Annotated in this window: 16 protein-coding genes; 13 read left to right on the plus strand and 3 right to left on the minus strand. The window is 73.2% G+C overall.

Annotated features, from left to right (window positions below; all coding sequences use genetic code 11):
- Window positions 1-76 precede the first annotated feature (76 nt).
- The 6 genes from tsf (at window position 77) to ACN27B_RS17090 (ending at window position 6,467) form a co-directional block, all read left to right on the plus strand.
- On the plus strand, window positions 77-904 hold the full coding sequence (tsf, locus tag ACN27B_RS17065; protein ID WP_099162123.1) for a translation elongation factor Ts: 828 nt from the start codon (window positions 77-79) through the stop codon (window positions 902-904).
- 156 nt (window positions 905-1,060) lie between these two features.
- Entirely contained in the window at window positions 1,061-1,828 is a 768-nt protein-coding gene (pyrH, locus tag ACN27B_RS17070; protein ID WP_036345766.1) for a UMP kinase, read from the plus strand.
- An 85-nt stretch (window positions 1,829-1,913) separates the two neighbouring features.
- Entirely contained in the window at window positions 1,914-2,471 is a 558-nt protein-coding gene (frr, locus tag ACN27B_RS17075; protein WP_091580162.1) for a ribosome recycling factor, read from the plus strand.
- A 255-nt stretch (window positions 2,472-2,726) separates the two neighbouring features.
- Window positions 2,727-4,004, plus strand: a complete 1,278-nt coding sequence (locus ACN27B_RS17080; protein ID WP_422740978.1) for a phosphatidate cytidylyltransferase — start codon at window positions 2,727-2,729, stop codon at window positions 4,002-4,004.
- Window positions 4,005-4,108: 104 nt separating this feature from the next.
- Entirely contained in the window at window positions 4,109-5,254 is a 1,146-nt protein-coding gene (rlmN, locus tag ACN27B_RS17085) for a 23S rRNA (adenine(2503)-C(2))-methyltransferase RlmN (RefSeq protein ID WP_098745968.1), read from the plus strand.
- A gap of 22 nt (window positions 5,255-5,276) precedes the next feature.
- The gene (locus ACN27B_RS17090; RefSeq protein ID WP_099162121.1) at window positions 5,277-6,467 is read left to right on the plus strand and encodes a DivIVA domain-containing protein; all 1,191 of its coding nucleotides are present in this window, start codon (window positions 5,277-5,279) and stop codon (window positions 6,465-6,467) included.
- A 73-nt stretch (window positions 6,468-6,540) separates the two neighbouring features.
- On the opposite strand, the gene ACN27B_RS17095 is transcribed toward ACN27B_RS17090, so the two are convergent.
- The gene (locus tag ACN27B_RS17095; protein WP_099162120.1) at window positions 6,541-6,765 is read right to left on the minus strand and encodes a DUF2631 domain-containing protein; all 225 of its coding nucleotides are present in this window, start codon (window positions 6,763-6,765) and stop codon (window positions 6,541-6,543) included.
- 255 nt (window positions 6,766-7,020) lie between these two features.
- On the opposite strand from ACN27B_RS17095, the gene ACN27B_RS17100 reads away from it, so the two are divergent.
- Together ACN27B_RS17100 and ACN27B_RS17105 are read left to right on the plus strand one after the other, a co-directional pair.
- Complete coding sequence (locus tag ACN27B_RS17100) at window positions 7,021-8,601, plus strand: Rieske 2Fe-2S domain-containing protein (RefSeq protein WP_422740979.1); 1,581 nt, start codon at window positions 7,021-7,023, stop codon at window positions 8,599-8,601.
- Window positions 8,602-8,707: 106 nt separating this feature from the next.
- Complete coding sequence (locus ACN27B_RS17105; protein ID WP_357622701.1) at window positions 8,708-9,346, plus strand: TMEM175 family protein; 639 nt, start codon at window positions 8,708-8,710, stop codon at window positions 9,344-9,346.
- 53 nt (window positions 9,347-9,399) lie between these two features.
- On the opposite strand, the gene ACN27B_RS17110 is transcribed toward ACN27B_RS17105, so the two are convergent.
- Window positions 9,400-10,995 (minus strand): phytoene desaturase family protein, encoded by a 1,596-nt coding sequence (locus tag ACN27B_RS17110; RefSeq protein ID WP_099164729.1) that lies wholly within the window; start codon window positions 10,993-10,995, stop codon window positions 9,400-9,402.
- Window positions 10,996-11,063: 68 nt separating this feature from the next.
- Between ACN27B_RS17110 and ACN27B_RS17115 the strand changes: the two genes are divergently transcribed.
- Both ACN27B_RS17115 and ACN27B_RS17120 read left to right on the plus strand, forming a co-directional pair.
- The gene (locus tag ACN27B_RS17115) at window positions 11,064-11,480 is read left to right on the plus strand and encodes a ribosomal protein L7/L12 (protein WP_422740980.1); all 417 of its coding nucleotides are present in this window, start codon (window positions 11,064-11,066) and stop codon (window positions 11,478-11,480) included.
- Window positions 11,481-11,584: 104 nt separating this feature from the next.
- A complete protein-coding gene (locus tag ACN27B_RS17120) occupies window positions 11,585-12,751 on the plus strand; it encodes an alkaline phosphatase PhoX (protein ID WP_422740981.1) in 1,167 nt (388 codons plus the stop codon).
- 13 nt (window positions 12,752-12,764) lie between these two features.
- Here the strand turns inward: ACN27B_RS17120 and ACN27B_RS17125 are convergent, their stop codons facing one another.
- A complete protein-coding gene (locus tag ACN27B_RS17125) occupies window positions 12,765-13,607 on the minus strand; it encodes a YhjD/YihY/BrkB family envelope integrity protein (protein ID WP_422740982.1) in 843 nt (280 codons plus the stop codon).
- Between the two features lie 51 nt (window positions 13,608-13,658).
- Between ACN27B_RS17125 and ACN27B_RS17130 the strand changes: the two genes are divergently transcribed.
- From ACN27B_RS17130 to ACN27B_RS17140, 3 genes are all read left to right on the plus strand, one after another.
- A complete protein-coding gene (locus ACN27B_RS17130) occupies window positions 13,659-14,204 on the plus strand; it encodes a GNAT family N-acetyltransferase (protein WP_098745961.1) in 546 nt (181 codons plus the stop codon).
- A gap of 46 nt (window positions 14,205-14,250) precedes the next feature.
- Window positions 14,251-14,724 carry a YcxB family protein gene (locus tag ACN27B_RS17135; RefSeq protein ID WP_422740983.1) on the plus strand — a complete coding sequence of 158 codons (474 nt, stop codon included), beginning with the start codon at window positions 14,251-14,253 and terminating at the stop codon, window positions 14,722-14,724.
- Between the two features lie 142 nt (window positions 14,725-14,866).
- Complete coding sequence (locus tag ACN27B_RS17140; RefSeq protein ID WP_422740984.1) at window positions 14,867-16,090, plus strand: PP2C family protein-serine/threonine phosphatase; 1,224 nt, start codon at window positions 14,867-14,869, stop codon at window positions 16,088-16,090.
- Window positions 16,091-16,124 lie beyond the last annotated feature (34 nt).

Genomic DNA, 16,124 nt, shown 5'->3' on the forward strand with positions numbered 1-16,124 from the left:
GGTACGCCGGGCAGAACCGGCCCGGATCCGGGTAACCGGGCACCCAGACCATCTCACTGACACCGAAGAGAGAGTCATGTCCAACTTCACCGCCGCGGACGTCAAGAAGCTCCGCGACCTCACCGGCGCCGGCATGATGGACTCCAAGAAGGCGCTGACCGAGGCCGAGGGCGACTTCGACAAGGCCGTCGAGATCCTGCGCGTCAAGGGCGCGAAGGACGTCGGCAAGCGGGCCGGCCGCACCGCCGCCAACGGTCTCATCGCCCACTCCGGCCAGGCGCTGCTGGAGCTCAACTGCGAGACCGACTTCGTCGCCAAGAACGACGCCTTCATCGCGCTGGCCCAGCAGCTGGTCGAGCACGGTGTGGCCAGCGGCGCGACCAACGCCGAGGAGCTGCTCGCCAGCACCATCGACGGCAAGAGCGTGGCCGACCTGATCCAGGAGCAGTCCGCCAAGATCGGCGAGAAGCTGGTGCTGAACCGCTTCGCCAAGCTCGACGGCACCACCGCGGTCTACCTGCACCGCAAGAGCCAGGACCTGCCCCCGGCGGTCGGCGTGCTGGTGCAGTTCTCCGGCAAGACCGACGAGGCGGCCGACGCCGACGCGCGTGGCGTGGCCATGCAGATCGCCGCGATGCGGCCGAAGTACCTCACCCGCGACGAGGTGCCGGCGGAGACCGTCGAGTCCGAGCGGCGCATCGCCGAGCAGACCGCCCGCGAGGAGAACAAGCCCGAGGCGGCGCTGCCGAAGATCGTCGAGGGTCGGGTCAACGCCTTCTTCAAGGACTTCGTCCTGCTGGAGCAGGCCGCGGTCGCCGACAACAAGAAGACCGTCAAGCAGGTGCTGGCCGAGGCCGGCATCGAGGTGACCCGCTTCGTGCGGTTCGAGGTCGGCCAGGCCTGAGCCGCCGCTCCGGGCCGCTGAGCCCGGGCGCAGGGAGAACGTCGACGAGGAGGCCGCCGGTGTACGCGACAGGCACCGCGGCCTCCTCGTCACATAGGGTCTGCAGGGGCACGTACGCGAGGCCCGCGCGGCGCGCGGGGAGAAGGGGCGGGGCGGATGACGCAGGTTGTGAGTGACCGGAGCCTGGCGGCGGACGATCCGACCGCCCCTCCGCCCGGTCGGTCCCGTCGGGTGGTGCTGAAGCTCTCCGGTGAGGTCTTCGGCGGCGGCGCGATCGGCGTCGACCCGGACGTCGTGCAGGGCATCGCCCGGCAGATCGCCACCGTGGTCCGCCGCGGCGTGCAGGTCTCCGTGGTGGTCGGCGGCGGCAACTTCTTCCGCGGCGCCGAGCTGCAGAAGCGGGGCATGGACCGGGCCCGCGCCGACTACATGGGCATGCTCGGCACGGTGATGAACTGCCTCGCGCTCCAGGACTTCCTGGAGAAGGAGGGCATCGAGACCCGGGTGCAGAGCGCCATCACCATGGCCCAGGTCGCCGAGCCGTACATCCCGCTGCGCGCGATCCGGCACCTGGAGAAGGGCCGCGTGGTGATCTTCGGCGCGGGCGCCGGGATGCCCTACTTCTCCACCGACACCGTGGCCGCCCAGCGGGCGCTGGAGATCCGCGCGGACGTGGTGCTGATGAGCAAGAACGGCGTGGACGCGGTCTACACCGCCGACCCCCGGATCGACCCGACGGCGAGCAAGCTCGACTCGATCACCTTCTCCGAGGTGCTGCGCCGCAACCTGCGGGTGGCCGACGCCGCGGCGTTCAGCCTCTGCATGGAGAACGGCCTGCCGATGCTGGTCTTCGGCGCCCAGGGCGACGACACGATCGTCCGTGCCGTCGGCGGTGAGAAGATCGGCACGCTGATCACCGCCTGACCGGCCCGCCGGACCGGCAGCGGTCCTCTGCCACTGCAGCACCAGCACAGCCCACGACGAGCGACAGAAGGAGGCGAGGAGACCGGTGATCGACGACACCCTCCTCGAGGCGGAGGAGAAGATGGAGCGTGCGATCGAGCACGCCAAGGAGGAGTTCGGCGGGATCCGCACCGGTCGCGCCAACGCCGCCATGTTCTCCCGGATCCTCATCGACTACTACGGCAGCCCCACCCCGCTGCCACAGATGGCGTCCATCGCGGTGCCCGAGCCGCGCATGGTGATCATCAAGCCGTACGACAACTCGCAGACCAACGCGATGGAAAAGGCGATCCGCGACTCGGACCTCGGGGTCAACCCGAACAACGAGGGCAACCAGCTGCGCATCGTGCTCCCGCAGATGACCGAGGAGCGTCGCCGCGAGATGATCAAGGTCGCCCGGCACAAGGGCGAGGAGGCCAAGGTGGCCGTCCGCAACACCCGCCGCAAGGCCAAGGAGGAGCTGGACCGCCTGGTCAAGGACGGCGAGGTCGGCGAGGACGAGGGCCGGCGCGCGGAGAAGGAGCTGGACGACCTGACCCAGCGCTTCGTCGGCACCGTCGACGAGCTGGTCAAGCACAAGGAGAGCGAGCTGCTCGAGGTCTGAGCGGCCCGCGTACCGTGACGGCACCGCGCCGCCGCCGCCCGACCCCGGGCGGCGGCCCGGTGCCGTCGTCGTGCCCGACGGCGTCCACCCTCGGCGCTTCCCGGGTGCAGTAGGCTCGGCACGATTCCCGACCACCACCGGGTGAACGGCGGGAGTCGCCCGGCCGTCGGTCGGTCAACAGGAAGTCTCACGCCGGTAGGGGATGGTCTTGGTCTTGCGTCATGTGGTGGCTTTCGTACCGTCTGCCGGTGCGTGATGTCCCACCCCGACCCCTACGGCGGCGCCGAGCCGCGCGGCTGGGACCGCCCGGCGCCCGCGCTGCCCTGGCCGGAGACCGATCTCGAACCCGGTCCGTGGCAGCGCCCCGGCCCGGGTGCCCGTCCGCACCCCGCCGACGCGGGCGCCTACGCGCGCCCGGAGACGTACGCGCGCCCGGGCGCCGACCCGTACCCGGGGACGACCCGACGCCACGACGCCGCGCGGCCGTACGACGAACCCCGGGCCGCGGGGCCCGACCGCCGGGACGAGCCGGCGCCCGGCGGGCGCGGCGCGTGGGGTGGGGACCGGCCGGACGACGAGTACCCGACCGCCCAGATCGCCCCGGTACGTGACGAGCCGGTACGCGACGAGCCGGCGCCCGAGCCACCGGCCGGCCGCCGGGCCCGGGGCCGTCGACGGGCGAGCGCGGAGCGGCCCCCGACCGCGGTGCCCGGGGCGTCGCGGGCCGGCCGTAACCTGCCGGCCGCGATCGGCGTCGGGGTGGCCCTCGGCGCGGCGATCGTGGTGCCGCTGTTCTTCTTCCTGCCGGCGTTCCTCGCCGTGCTCGCCGCCGCCGTGGCCATCGGCATCGGGGAGATGGCCCGGGCGGTCCGTCGCAGCGGCGCCCACCCGCCGCTGGTGCCGCTGGTCGCCGGCGGCGTGCTCACGGTCGGGCTGGCCTGGTTCGCCGGCCCGGACGCGCTCTGCCTCGGGCTGCTGGTCACCGTGCTGGGCACGATGATCTGGCGGTTGGGTGACGGGCCCGGCAACTACCAGCGCGACCTGACCGCGGCCACCCTGATCGCGGTGTACGTGCCCTTCCTGGCCGGCTTCGCGGCCCTGCTCGCGGCGGCGCCCGACGACGGGCACCTGCGGGTGCTGGTCACGCTGGTGGCGGTGGTGCTCTCCGACACCGGCGGGTACGCCGCCGGGGTGGCGTTCGGCAAGCACCCGATGGCGCCGACGATCAGCCCGAAGAAGTCCTGGGAGGGCTTCGCCGGCTCGGTCACGGCCGCGGCGGCGGGCAGCGCCGTGCTGCTGTGGCTGCTGTTCGACGTGGCCCCCTGGTGGGGCGCCCTGTTCGGGGTGGCGATCTCCTGCGCGGCGGTGCTCGGCGACCTCGCCGAGTCGATGATCAAGCGGGATCTCGGGGTCAAGGACATGAGCAACCTGCTGCCCGGGCACGGCGGCCTGATGGACCGGCTCGACTCGATCCTGTTCGCGGTGCCGACGGCGTATCTGCTGCTGGCGGTCTTCGTGCCGGTGGTGGGCTGAGGGATGGATCACGGCGGCGTCGCGGGCCGGACCGGCCGGTCGGGGACGATTCGGCACCCACGGACGGGTGCGTCCGGTCGGACGCGTGTCAGACTGGACGCGCCATGACGAGCCTCCCGCTGATCTCCGTAGACCCCGACGCCCGCGGCCGCAAGCCCGCGATGCCTCCCCGCCACCTCGCCGACCTGGACCTGCCGGGCCGGCAGGCGCTCGTCACCGAGCTGGGCGAACCGGCGTTCCGCGCCAAGCAGGTCTCCAACCACTACTTCGGGCGCCTGGTGCGCGACCCGGAGCGGATGACCGACCTGCCGGCGGCGACCCGCGAGCGGCTGGCCGGCACGCTGCTGCCCACGCTGCTCACCCCGGTCCGCGAGCTGGCCTGCGACGACGGCGCGACCCGCAAGGCGCTCTGGCGGCTGCACGACGGCTCGCTGGTGGAGAGCGTGCTGATGGGCTACCCGGACCGGGTCACCGTCTGCATCTCCAGCCAGGCCGGCTGCGGCATGGCCTGCCCGTTCTGCGCCACCGGCCAGGCCGGGCTGACCCGCAACCTGTCCACCGCGGAGATCGTCGACCAGGCCGTCTACCTGGCCGGGGTGGCCGCCTCCGGGGCGGTGGCCGGCTCACCGCCGCGGCTGTCGCACGTGGTGTTCATGGGCATGGGCGAGCCGCTGGCCAACTACGCGCGGGTGGTCGCGGCGATCCGCCGCCTGGTCGCGCCGGCGCCCGAGGGGCTCGGGCTGTCCCAGCGGCACATCACCGTTTCCACGGTCGGGCTGGTCCCGGCCATCCGCCGACTGGCCAGCGAAGACCTCTCGGTGACCCTTGCGTTGTCGCTGCACGCCCCCGATGATGAGCTGCGCGACGAACTCGTCCCGGTCAACCAGCGCTGGAAGGTGTCCGAGGTGCTGGACGCGGCGTGGGACTACGCGGCCACGACGGGGCGTCGCGTGTCCATCGAGTACGCGATGATCAAGGACGTGAACGACCAGCCGTGGAGAGCCGATCTGCTCGGGCGGCTGCTGGCCGGCAAGTTGGCCCACGTGAACCTGATCCCGCTCAACCCGACTCCGGGCAGCCGCTGGGACGCCAGCCCGAAGCCGGTCGAGCGGGAGTTCGTCCGGCGGTTGCGCGACGCCGGGGTGTCCACGACGGTGCGGGACACCCGGGGGCGCGAGATCGACGGGGCGTGTGGGCAGCTCGCCGCCGCCGAGGACACGGACAGCGACTCACGCGCGGCAACGGCGTAGCGGTACGAGACCAGGAGACATAGTGGCGAGTCAGGGTCAGCGTTTCCGGCGTAAGGCGCTCCGCCGGGGATACAAGGTCGACGAGGTGGACGCCTTCCTGGACCGGGTCGAGGCGACCCTCGCCGGCCAGCCGGTGGGCGCGCCCGTCGCCTCCCAGGAGGTCCACGACGTCGTCTTCCGGGTCCGGTTCAACGGCTACGACGAGTGGCAGGTCGACCTGCACCTCGACCGGGTGGAGCGGCAGCTCGCCGAGCTGGAGGAGCGCTCCGGCGCCCCCGGCGGGCGCGGTGGCGACCCCCGGATGGCCGACCGGCTCGGCCCGCCGATGCGCGACGACCGCGGCCTGTCCCCGGTGCCCCAGCCGCCGATGCCGCCCCGGCAGATGCCGGCCCAGGCCGGCCCGCCCGCCGACCGCTACGGCAACCGGTACGACGAGCCGACCGGCGCGTTCGCCGGCGGGTACGACGCCCCGCGCGGCGGCTACGACGCGCCTCGCGGCCCGGGCGGCCCCGGTCCGATGGGCCCGGGTGCCCCGCTCGGCCACGGTGGCCCGCCGCCGCGTGGCCTCCCGCCCGGCCCCGGTGGCTACGGCGGCCCGGACAACGGTCCGGGTGGCTACGGCGCTCCGGACAACGGCCCGGGTGGCTACGGCGGCCCCGACAACGGCCCGGGTGGCTACGGCGGCCCGGACGAGCGGTTCGACGGCTTCGAGGCGGGGCGGCACGGCCGCGCCGACATGACCGCCGAGATCCGCATGCCCGAGCGTGACCTGCGTGACCTGCGCGGTCGCGGACCGGCCGGTCCGCCGGCGCTGCCGCAGCAGGGCTACGGCGCCCCCGAGCCGGGCTACGGCCCGCCGGACCAGGGCTACGGTCCGGGCCCGTCGATGACCGGCCCGCCGCTGGTCGGCCCGCCGGCCGCCGGCCCGCCGATGGTGGGTCCGCCGATGGCCGGCCCGCCCGGCAGCGACCTCTACCGGGTCGACCAGATCCGGCGCAGCTTCCAGGTCCGCCGGTTCGGCAGCGGGTACGACCCGGACCAGGTCGACCGGTTCTTCGAGACGCTGCTCGGCGGCATGCAGGGGCGCAACCCGATGCCGGTGAACCCGAAGGACCTCGACACGCTGCGCTTCGGGCTGGTGCCCGGCGGCTACTTCGAGGCCGAGGTCGACGCCGCGCTCAAGGACGTGCAGGACATCCTGCTCGGCCGCTGAGCCGTCCACGACGACGAAAGGGCCCGCCCCCGACGAGGGGGCGGGCCCTTTCGCGTACCGCTGGCGCCGCGCGTCAGGACCGCAGGCCGTTGCGGCGCAGCACGGCGTCGCCGATGACGATGGCGAGCAGCAGCGCGGCGATCCCGAACAGCCAGATGTCCTCCACCCGGCCCTCCTCGGTGCCGCAGAACGCCATCAACACCAGGGCCACCGCCGACGCCACCGCACCGATCCGCCCGGACTTGCGGTGCCCGGGCTTGTGCTGATCTGGCGCGGTTACCGGCTCGTCTCCTGCCACTGTCGGTCCTTCCCTCGCGATCGGATCTCCGATCAGTCTGGCACGCGCCCCGCCGGGCCCGGCGCAGGGTCCGACCTCACGGGGCACTGATGACCCGCGCGGGCGACCGGCGGCCCACGTGCCGCCGACCGACCCGGGCCGTTGGACCCGTTCCGACCGGGGCACGACGGCACTACCGGCGTCGCGGAACGGCGACCACACTGCCTCCGGTAGCGTTCCTGACGTACGCCTGATGTCTTGTCGAGGGGGATTGCGGTGCGAGTGACCGGTACGGGCCATGCCAGCATGCGGATCGACACGCCCGCGGGCAGCATCCTGTGCGACCCGTGGGTCAATCCCGCCTACTTCGCCTCGTGGTTCCCGTTCCCCGACAACTCCCAGCTCGACTGGGCCACCCTGGGCCAGGTCGACTACCTGTACGTGTCGCACCTGCACCGGGACCACTTCGACGCCAAGCACCTGCGTGACGTCATCTCCAAGGACGCCACCGTCCTGCTGCCCGAGTTCCCCACCTCGGAGATGGAGGACGAGCTGCGGGCGCTGGGCTTCACGAAGTTCCTCAAGGCGCCGAACGAGCAGGTGGTGGAGCTGCCCGGCGGGCTGAAGATCATGATCCAGGCGTTGACCAGCCCGACCGACGGCCCGATCGGCGACTCGTCGCTGTGGGTGGAGTACGACGGCGTCCGGCTGCTCAACCAGAACGACGCCCGCCCGACCGACCTGACCGTCTTCGCCGAGCTGGGCCACGTGCACGCGCACATGCTCCAGTTCTCCGGCGCGATCTGGTACCCGATGGTCTACGAGCTGCCGCAGGCGGCGAAGACCGCGTTCGGCAAGCAGAAGCGCGACCGGCAGTTCGACCGCACCTGGCGCTACATCGACGACCTGAAGGCCGACCACGTCTTCCCGATCGCCGGCCCGCCCTGCTTCCTCGACGACGAGCTGTGGCAGTTCAACGACATCTTCGGCGACGAGGGCAACATCTTCCCCGACCAGTCGGTCTTCCTGTCCGAGTACGCCAAGGTCGGCGGCACCAACGGCATCGTGCTCCTGCCGGGCAGCGTCACGGAGATCACCACCGAGGGTGCGACCACCACGCACCCGGTGCCGGTGGAGGAGTTCTTCGCGAACAAGGTCGCGCACCTGGAGGAGATGCGGGAGCGCAAGCGCCCGATCATCGAGGCCGAGAAGGCGTCCTGGCGGCACCCCGAGATCGACGTGCTCGGCCAGATGAAGCGCCGGATCGAGCCGCTGCTGGACGAGTCGATCTATCTGGCCAAGGGCGTCGGCGGGCCGGTCCGCTTCGACCTGGTCGGCTACGACGGTTCCGAGGTCGAGTCGATCGTGGTGGACTTCCCGGGCAAGGAGGTCCGGCCGTACGCGGACGAGAAGGTCCGCTACCGGTTCCGCACCGAGCGCGCGCTGATCGAGCACCTGCTGCACATCGACGAGGTGGACTGGGTCAACTCGCTCTTCCTGTCCTGCCGGTTCTCGGCGGCCCGGATCGGCCAGTACAACGAGTTCGTCTACGCCTTCTTCAAGTGCCTCTCCGAGGAACGCCTCCAGTACGCCGAGGGCTGGTACGACGAGCACGAGCGGGCGGTCGACGCCGAGGACATCACGCTCGACGGCTGGGTGGTGCAGCGGCGCTGCCCGCACCTGAAGGCGGACCTGAGCCGGTTCGGCATCGTCGACGGCGACCAGCTCACCTGTCAGCTGCACGGCTGGAAGTTCGACCTGGCCAGCGGCCGCTGCCTGACCAGCGTCGGGCACAAGATCCGCGCGCACCGCGCCGACGCGGAGACCCCGGCGCCGGCCGGGGAAGCGGTCATCTGACGCTTTCCGCCCCGCCCGCCGCCCCGGCACGCGACCATCGTGGTGTGGGGGCGGCGTGACGGGCGCGGACCGGGAACCGGGGTACCGGTTCGGGCGCAGCAGCGAGATGGCGCGGGACGCCTCGCGGGTGGAGGCGTTCAGCGACGCGGTCATCGCCATCGTGCTCACCCTGATGGCGGTCGAGCTGCTCCAGTTCGGCCCGGACGCGGCCGGTGACAGGGAGCTGCCGGCCGCGTTGGCGCACGAGTGGCGGGCCTACCTGGCGTACGTGATCACGTTCGCCGTGGTCGGCCAGGTCTGGCTGACCCACCACAACATGTGGCGCTACGTCTGCCGGGTCGACCAGATGCTGCTCGTGCTCAACCTGCTGCTGCTGATGTTCGTGGCGGCCATCCCGTTCACCGCGAACCTGCTCGCGGACCACCTGCGCGGCACCACCGGCGACCAGCGGCTCACCGCCGCCCTGTACGTGGGCACGGTACTCGGCGAGGCGCTGTTCTTCAACCTGAGCTGGTGGTGGGCCCGCCGCCGGGGTCTGCTGCACCCGGACCTCGACCCGCGGCTGGCCCGGGCGGTGGCCCGCCGGTTCCGGCTCGGCCCGCTGCTCTACCTGGTCGCGTTCGCGGTCGTGTTCGTCGACCCGATCCTCAGCCTGCTGGCCTACCTGCTGCTGGTCGGCCTCTACGTGATCCGCGGCCCCGGCGACCTCCCGCGCGCCGGGCAGGAGGCCACCGAGACGCCGTGAGGTGTTAAGAGGGGACCCCTGCTCTACCGGAGGCGTTAACAGGGGGCCCCTCCTTACAGGTCGGCGAGGATGCGGCGGGCCGCGTTGTGGCCGGCGGCGCCGATCACGCTGCCCGCCGGGTGGCAGCCGGCGCTGCCCGCGTAGACGCCGTCCACGCCGGTCGCGTACGGCATCCGGTCGGTGAACGACACCGTGTTGTCGACGTGGTGGATGTGCCCACCGGTGATGCCGAAGTGGGCCTCGATGCCGGGCGGGGGCAGTGGCACGGCGTCCGCGATCAGGTCACCGGCGCCCGGGGCGTACCGCTCGCAGATCGCGATCAGCCGCTCCACGTAGCCGGGCAGCGCCGCGTCCCAGGTGGTGCCGGCCAGCTCGTAGGGGACCGACTGGACGAACAGCGCCGACGAGTGGTGCCCGGCCCCGTCGGACAGCGACGGGTCGACCGTCGTGTGCAGGTACCACTCGATGGTCGGCTCGTCCGGCAGCCGCCCCGCCCGGACGTCCGCCCACATGCCGCGCAGCGCGGCCATCGGCGACTCGCCGCCCGCGCCGACCAGCGAGGCCGAGCCGGGGAGCAGGTGGATGGTCGATCCGAACGGGCTCGGCGCGTCCGCCGGCAGGCAGGAGAAACGGGGCAGCCCGGTGAGCGCCAGGTTGAGCTTGAGCGTGGTGCCGGGGCGGCGGACCGCCGCCATCCGCGCGCCCAGCTCCGCCGGGAGCGCGCCGTCGGGCAGCAGCTCCATCAGCCGGTACGGGTCGCAGGCCCCCAGCACCACGGACGCGCCGACCTCCCGACCGTCGGCCAGCACCACCCCGGAGGCGGCGCCGGCGTCGAGCGTGATCGCGGTGACCGGCGTACCGGTGACGATCCGCGCGCCCGCGCGCCGGGCGGCCTCGGCGAAGGTACCCGAGACGGTGCCCATGCCGCCCTCGGCGATCATCCAGGTGCCGTCCGACCCGGGAAGTCGGCACATGTTGTGCACCAGGAAGTTGTGCCCGGTGCCGGGGTCGTCCGGGCCGGCGTTGAGCCCGGAGAGGCCGTCGGTGACCGCGTACATGCTGACCAGCAGCTCGGAGCGGAAGTCGAAGCGGGCCAGGTGGTCGGCGACCGAGCCGCGCACCAGGTCGACGAAGACCTGCCGCAGGGCCGGCCGGACGTACCGCTCGGCGGTCTCCTCGACCGGCAGCGGCTCGGCCAGCCAGGCCGGCGCGAGGTCCTCCCGCAACTGGGCCAGCTCGGCCTGGAGCGCGTCGTCGGCGGCCACGTCGGCCGCCGAGAACATGTCGGTGAGCTGCCGCCGGGTGGCCGCGGTGTCGCTGCCGAACAGCAGGTACGGCGAGCCGAGCCCGCCCGGGGTGGGCAGGAAGTAGTGCGGGTCGCGGCGCAGCACCGGAATGGTCACGTCCAGCGTGGCCAGCAGCTCCGGCGGCATCAGCCCCAGCAGGTAGGACCCGGTGGAGTGACGCAGGCCGGGCACCTTGGGGAACGGGTTCTCGGTGCGGGTGGCCCCGCCGATCACCTCGGCGGCCTCCAGCACCAGCACGTCGAGGCCGGCGCGGGCCAGCAGGATCGCCGAGACCAGGCCGTTGTGCCCGGAGCCGACCACGACGACGTCGGCGCGGGACGGCAGCTCACTCGCTTCGCTCATGCCCGGGCAGCCTAGTGCGGGCACGTCACCGGTGGGAGGGTTCGCGGCGGACGGCTACCGTGGCGGCCATGTCCGAGGCTGTCCCGGTCGCCCTCGTGGTGGCGCTGGTCGTGGTGGTGCTGGTACTGCTCGTGCTGCGGCGCGGCCGTCCCCGGGACCTGGTCGCCCCGGACCGCCCCGCCGCTGACGGGCAGGCCGAGGTGCTCCGACTGGCCCGCGCCGGGCGCACGGTCGAGGCGGTCAAGGTGCTGCGTGTGCAGACCGGGCTGTCGCTGCTGGACGCGAAGCGCGTGGTGGACCTGCTGGCGGCGGGCGGGGCCTGGTCACCGGGCGTCCCGGTGCCCGGCGCGAACGTCGACGACGCGGTGCGGGCCGAGGCCGCGCGGCTGCTGCACCGGGGCAGGAAGATCCAGGCGATCAAGGTGGTGCGGGAGCACACGAACCTGTCGCTCGCCGACGCCAAGCGGTACGTCGAACGCCTCTGACGCCGAGCGGCCGTCACCCCGCGTTCACCGGACAGCGGCAGCGGTCGATGGATTCGTGTTCTACCGTCGACGGGACACCCACCGCCTCCGGGAAGGTCACCCCGATGGATCGTCGTACCGTCCTGCGTGCCACCGCCGTCGGCGGCGCGGCCGCCTTCGCCGGCAGTCTCTGGGCCGGCGCCGCGCCCGCCGACCCCGCCCAACCCGGTCCCGGCCCGTACGGGGACCTGCTGCCCGCCGACGCCAACGGCCTCCAGTTGCCGGCCGGGTTCACCAGCCGGGTGATCGCCCGCTCCGGGCAGCGGGTCGCTGGCACCTCGTACTCCTGGCACTGGGCGCCGGACGGCGGCGCCTGCTTCCCGGCCGGCGACGGCTGGATCTACGTCTCCAACTCGGAGGTCCCGCTGGTCGGCGGCGCCTCGGCGGTGCGGTTCGCGGCCGACGGCGCGGTCGTCGCCGCGTACCGGATCCTCGGCGGCACCAACACCAACTGCGCCGGCGGGGCGACCCCGTGGGGCACGTGGCTCTCCTGCGAGGAGGTGCCGCTGGGTCGGGTCTTCGAGACCTGGCCCGACGGCGGCCGGGGCGGTGAGGAGCGGACCCGGATGGGTCGGTTCAAGCACGAGGCGGCGGCCTGCGACCCGGTGCGGCGGGTGGTCTACCTGACCGAGGACGAACCGGACGGCTGCTTCTACCGGTTCGTGCCGGACACCTGGGGCGACCTGCGCACCGGCCGGGTGCAGGTGCTCTGCGCCCCGGACGGCCAGGTCACCGGCCCGGTCACCTGGCGGGACCTGCCGGACCGGGACGGGTTCCCGGTGCCGACCCGCCACCAGGTGGGGGCGGCGCAGTCGTTCACCGGCGGCGAGGGCTGCTGGTACGCCGACGACACCTGCTGGTTCACCACCAAGGGCGACAACCGGGTGTGGGCGTACGACGCGGTGAACCAGCGGCTCGACCTCGCGTACGACGACTCCCTGGTGCCGGCCGGCGCCGCGCCGCTGACCGGTGTCGACAACCTCACCGGCACGCCGGGCGGCGACCTCTACGTGGCCGAGGACGGCGGCAACATGGAGATCAACGTGATCACGCCGGCCGGTGTGGTCTCGCCGTTCCTGCGGCTCCTCGGGCAGGCGAAGTCGGAGATCACCGGGCCGGCGTTCGCCCCGGACGGCAGCCGGCTCTACTTCTCCTCGCAGCGCGGCACCAGCGGCGCCACCGCCGGCAGCGGCGGCATCACCTACGAGGTGCGGGGCCCGTTCCGGCGTTGAGGCGGTTCACCGGTCAGGCGCGGGCCGCCACCCGGGTGGCCCGCCACCGGCTCAGCGCCAGGGTGGCCGAGTAGCCGGCCAGCACGATCACGTGGAACAGGTAGAGCCAGAGCAGCACCGCCACCCCGCCGCCGATCTCGTCGAACCCGCCGAACGGCACGCCCAGGTTCAGCGGCAGCGAGCAGAACAGCACGAAGCCGTGCAGGAAGCCGGAGAGGTTCGCGGCGGTGAACGAGCCCATGCCGAGCGTGGAGAGCCAGTCCGGGGAGGCCGGTCCGACCACCCGGAACACCCACACCAGCACCGGCGTGAGCACCAGCCACACGGCCAGGAACGACAGCACTACGCCCAGCGCGCCGATCCAGCCGCCCTGGCGGACCAGCCGGGTGGTCAGCGGCAGCGCCAGCAGGATCGACAGCAGCAGCGCCGGGGCCGGCGCGAGCAGCGGGAGCAGCAGCAGCCGGCCCCGCCAGCCGACCAGCGCGCCGGACTCGCCGCGCGGCTCGGCCACCGAGACGAACGCCCGGCGCAGCCCTTCGCCGTAGAGCGAGGCCGGCAGCAGCGAGGCCAGGGCCAGCAGCGGCGTCAGCGTCACCCCGGCCTCGACCAGCGCGGCCACCGCCCGGTCCGCGCCGATCTGGGTGGGCAGGGTGTCGATCGCGTACCCGGTGAGCCGGCGCACCCGGTCGGCCCCGGCGACCAGCCCGGTGAGCCAGATGGCCAGCAGCGCCACCGGCACCACGGCGATCGCGCCGTAGAAGGTGATCGCGGCGGCGTGCAGCGACAGGTCCCGGCCCCGGACCGGCCGGAACGCCGCAGCCGTGATCCGCTTGGTCCGCTCCCACCCGTCGCCCATCGCCCCCTCGTTCCCCGTACGCCCGTCCGGCACGCATTACGATCCGGCGTCATGATGATCGCCTCGACCCAGCGGCTCGTGGTCCGGGACTGGACGGAATCACCGGACGACCTGGCCCGCGTCTACGACATCTACTCCCGCGAGGAGGTCATGCGCTGGCTCGGGGGCGGGGCGGGGCGGATGACCGACCCGGCGGAGGCGCGTGACCGGGTGCGTCTGTGGCGCGACCGCTGGGCGCCGTACGCCGGCAGGTGGGGCCTGTGGGCGATCGAACCCCGCGATGCCGGCCCCGCGGCGGGCAGCGTCCTGCTCAAGCCGCTGCCCGGGCGCGACGGCGTGACCCTCACCGACGACATCGAGGTGGGCTGGCACCTGCACCCCGACGCCCAGGGCCACGGCTACGCCACCGAGGCGGCCCGGGCGGTGCTGGAGCGCGAGTTCGCCACCGGAACCCCACGGGTGTACGCGGTGGTGATGGCCGGCAACGAGCCGTCCATGGCGGTGGCCCGGCGGCTCGGGATGACCCACGTCGGCGTGCGCGGCGACTGGTACGGCGGCGCCGCCCTGGAGACGTTCGTCCTGGACCGCCCCGCCTGACCGTTCGGCGGAGATCATCGGACGAGGAGGCGGTTTACCGTACGTCGTGCTGATCGAGTTCGAGGCGGCGCCCGATCGGGTCGCGTTCACCGCTGCGTGGCGGCGGTTCCTCCGACGGACGGTCCTGCCGTGCCGGTGGCTGGGCGGCTCGCTGGCTCTGCTGTCGGTGCTCGCGCTCGTCCCGGAGCCCCGGATCGTCGCCGCCGTCCTGGCGGGCGGCGCCGTGCTCCTCTGGTTTCTCGCCCCGGCCGTGATGCTGCATCGCGCGGTGCGCGCGGCCTGGCAGTGGGGTTCCGTCATGACCCGGTGGCGTCTCTCGGACGAGGGCCTGCGGTGTGAGACCCCGGAGGGCCACATGCTGGTGCGGTGGTCCGCGGTGTCCGCCGTCGAACAGGTCCACGACCAGCTGCTGGTGTACCTGACGGGAGGACGGGTGCTGATCGTGGCGCTGGCTCCGCTGACGCCGGAGCAGAGACAGGACCTTCTCGCCTTCCTCCACTCCCGGAATTCGCCGACCTGACGGTGTGACGTACGGTCGGCGCGGTCGTCGACTCGCGACATGGGTCACAGGCCTGGCGGAAGGACTCGTCTCGCCCGCGCCCGCACGTTGGCAGTTCGCCGCCGGCCTCCTACGGTGGTGGGGACACGGGGGAGGTGGTGGTGTGGTCGACGGCGGCGATGCGGCGCGTTGGCTGCACCTCAACGCCCCCCGTGGCGGGCCGGACGAGCTGTCGCTCCTGGTGAGCGGGGCCGCGCCCGCCATCGGGGCCACCGACATCGTGATCTACCTGGCCGACTACACGCAGTCCTCGCTCGTACCCCTGGTCGGCGCCGGCGGGCCTCGGGACGAGCTGACGATCGAGACGACGCTGGCCGGCCGGGCGTTCACCGGCCTCCAGGTGCAGCGCGCCCCCGACCACCCGGACCGGCTCTGGGTGCCCCTGCTGCTCGGCTGTGAGCGGCTGGGGGTGCTGGAGATCGTGTCGCCCGGCGCCGGCGATCCCGCGCTGGACCGGCCGGCCTGGGAGGTGGCGGTCGCCGTCGCCCAGGTCCTGGTGAACCGCCGGCTCTACGGCGACGTCGTCGAACGGATCCGCCGCCGCCTTCCGATGCAGGTCGCCGCCGAGACCGTGTGGGGGCTGCTGCCGCCGCTGACGTTCGCGACCGACGACCTGGTGATCACCGCCATTCTCGAACCGTGTTACGACGTCGGCGGGGACATCTTCGACTACGCGCTCAACGGTGACGTGCTCAGCGTCGGGCTCTTCGACACCTGCGGGCACGGGATCAAGGCGAGCGCGCTGGCCTCGCTCGTGGTCAGCGCGTACCGCAACGCCCGACGCACCGGCCTCGACCTGGTCGACACGGCGATCAGCATCGACCGGTGGGTCCGCTCCGAGCATCCCGGCCTGTTCGCGACCGCGCTGCTCGCCGAGCTGGACCGGCGGACCGGCCTGCTGAGGATCATCAACGCCGGCCACCCCGGGGCCATGCTGCTGCGCGACGGCAAGGCCGTCCGGGCGCTGCCCGGGCCGACCGCGCTGCCGCTCGGGCTGGGCAACCTGTCGGCCAGGCGCCCGCGGGTGCACGAGGAGGCGCTGCACCCGGGCGACCGCGTCCTCGCCTACACCGACGGCATCACCGACGCGCGCGGCGACGACGGGGAACGGTTCGGGCTGGACCGGCTGGTCGACTTCGTCGAGCGTGCCCTCAACGACCGGCTGCCCAGCCCGGAGACGATGCGCCGTCTGGTCCGCGCCGTCCTCGCCTACCAGCGGGACCAGCTCGACGACGACGCCACCGCGCTGTTCCTGGAGTGGCAGCCACCGCACCTGCCCCTGGGTCACCTGGAGCACCTCACCGCGCGGGTTCAGGGATCTCGGTAGCGACGGACACCGTGTGCGAGCAGGGCTCGGCGGG

This window comes from Micromonospora sp. WMMD754 (assembly GCF_049315235.1).
Classification (GTDB): Bacteria; Actinomycetota; Actinomycetes; order Mycobacteriales; family Micromonosporaceae; genus Micromonospora; species Micromonospora sediminicola.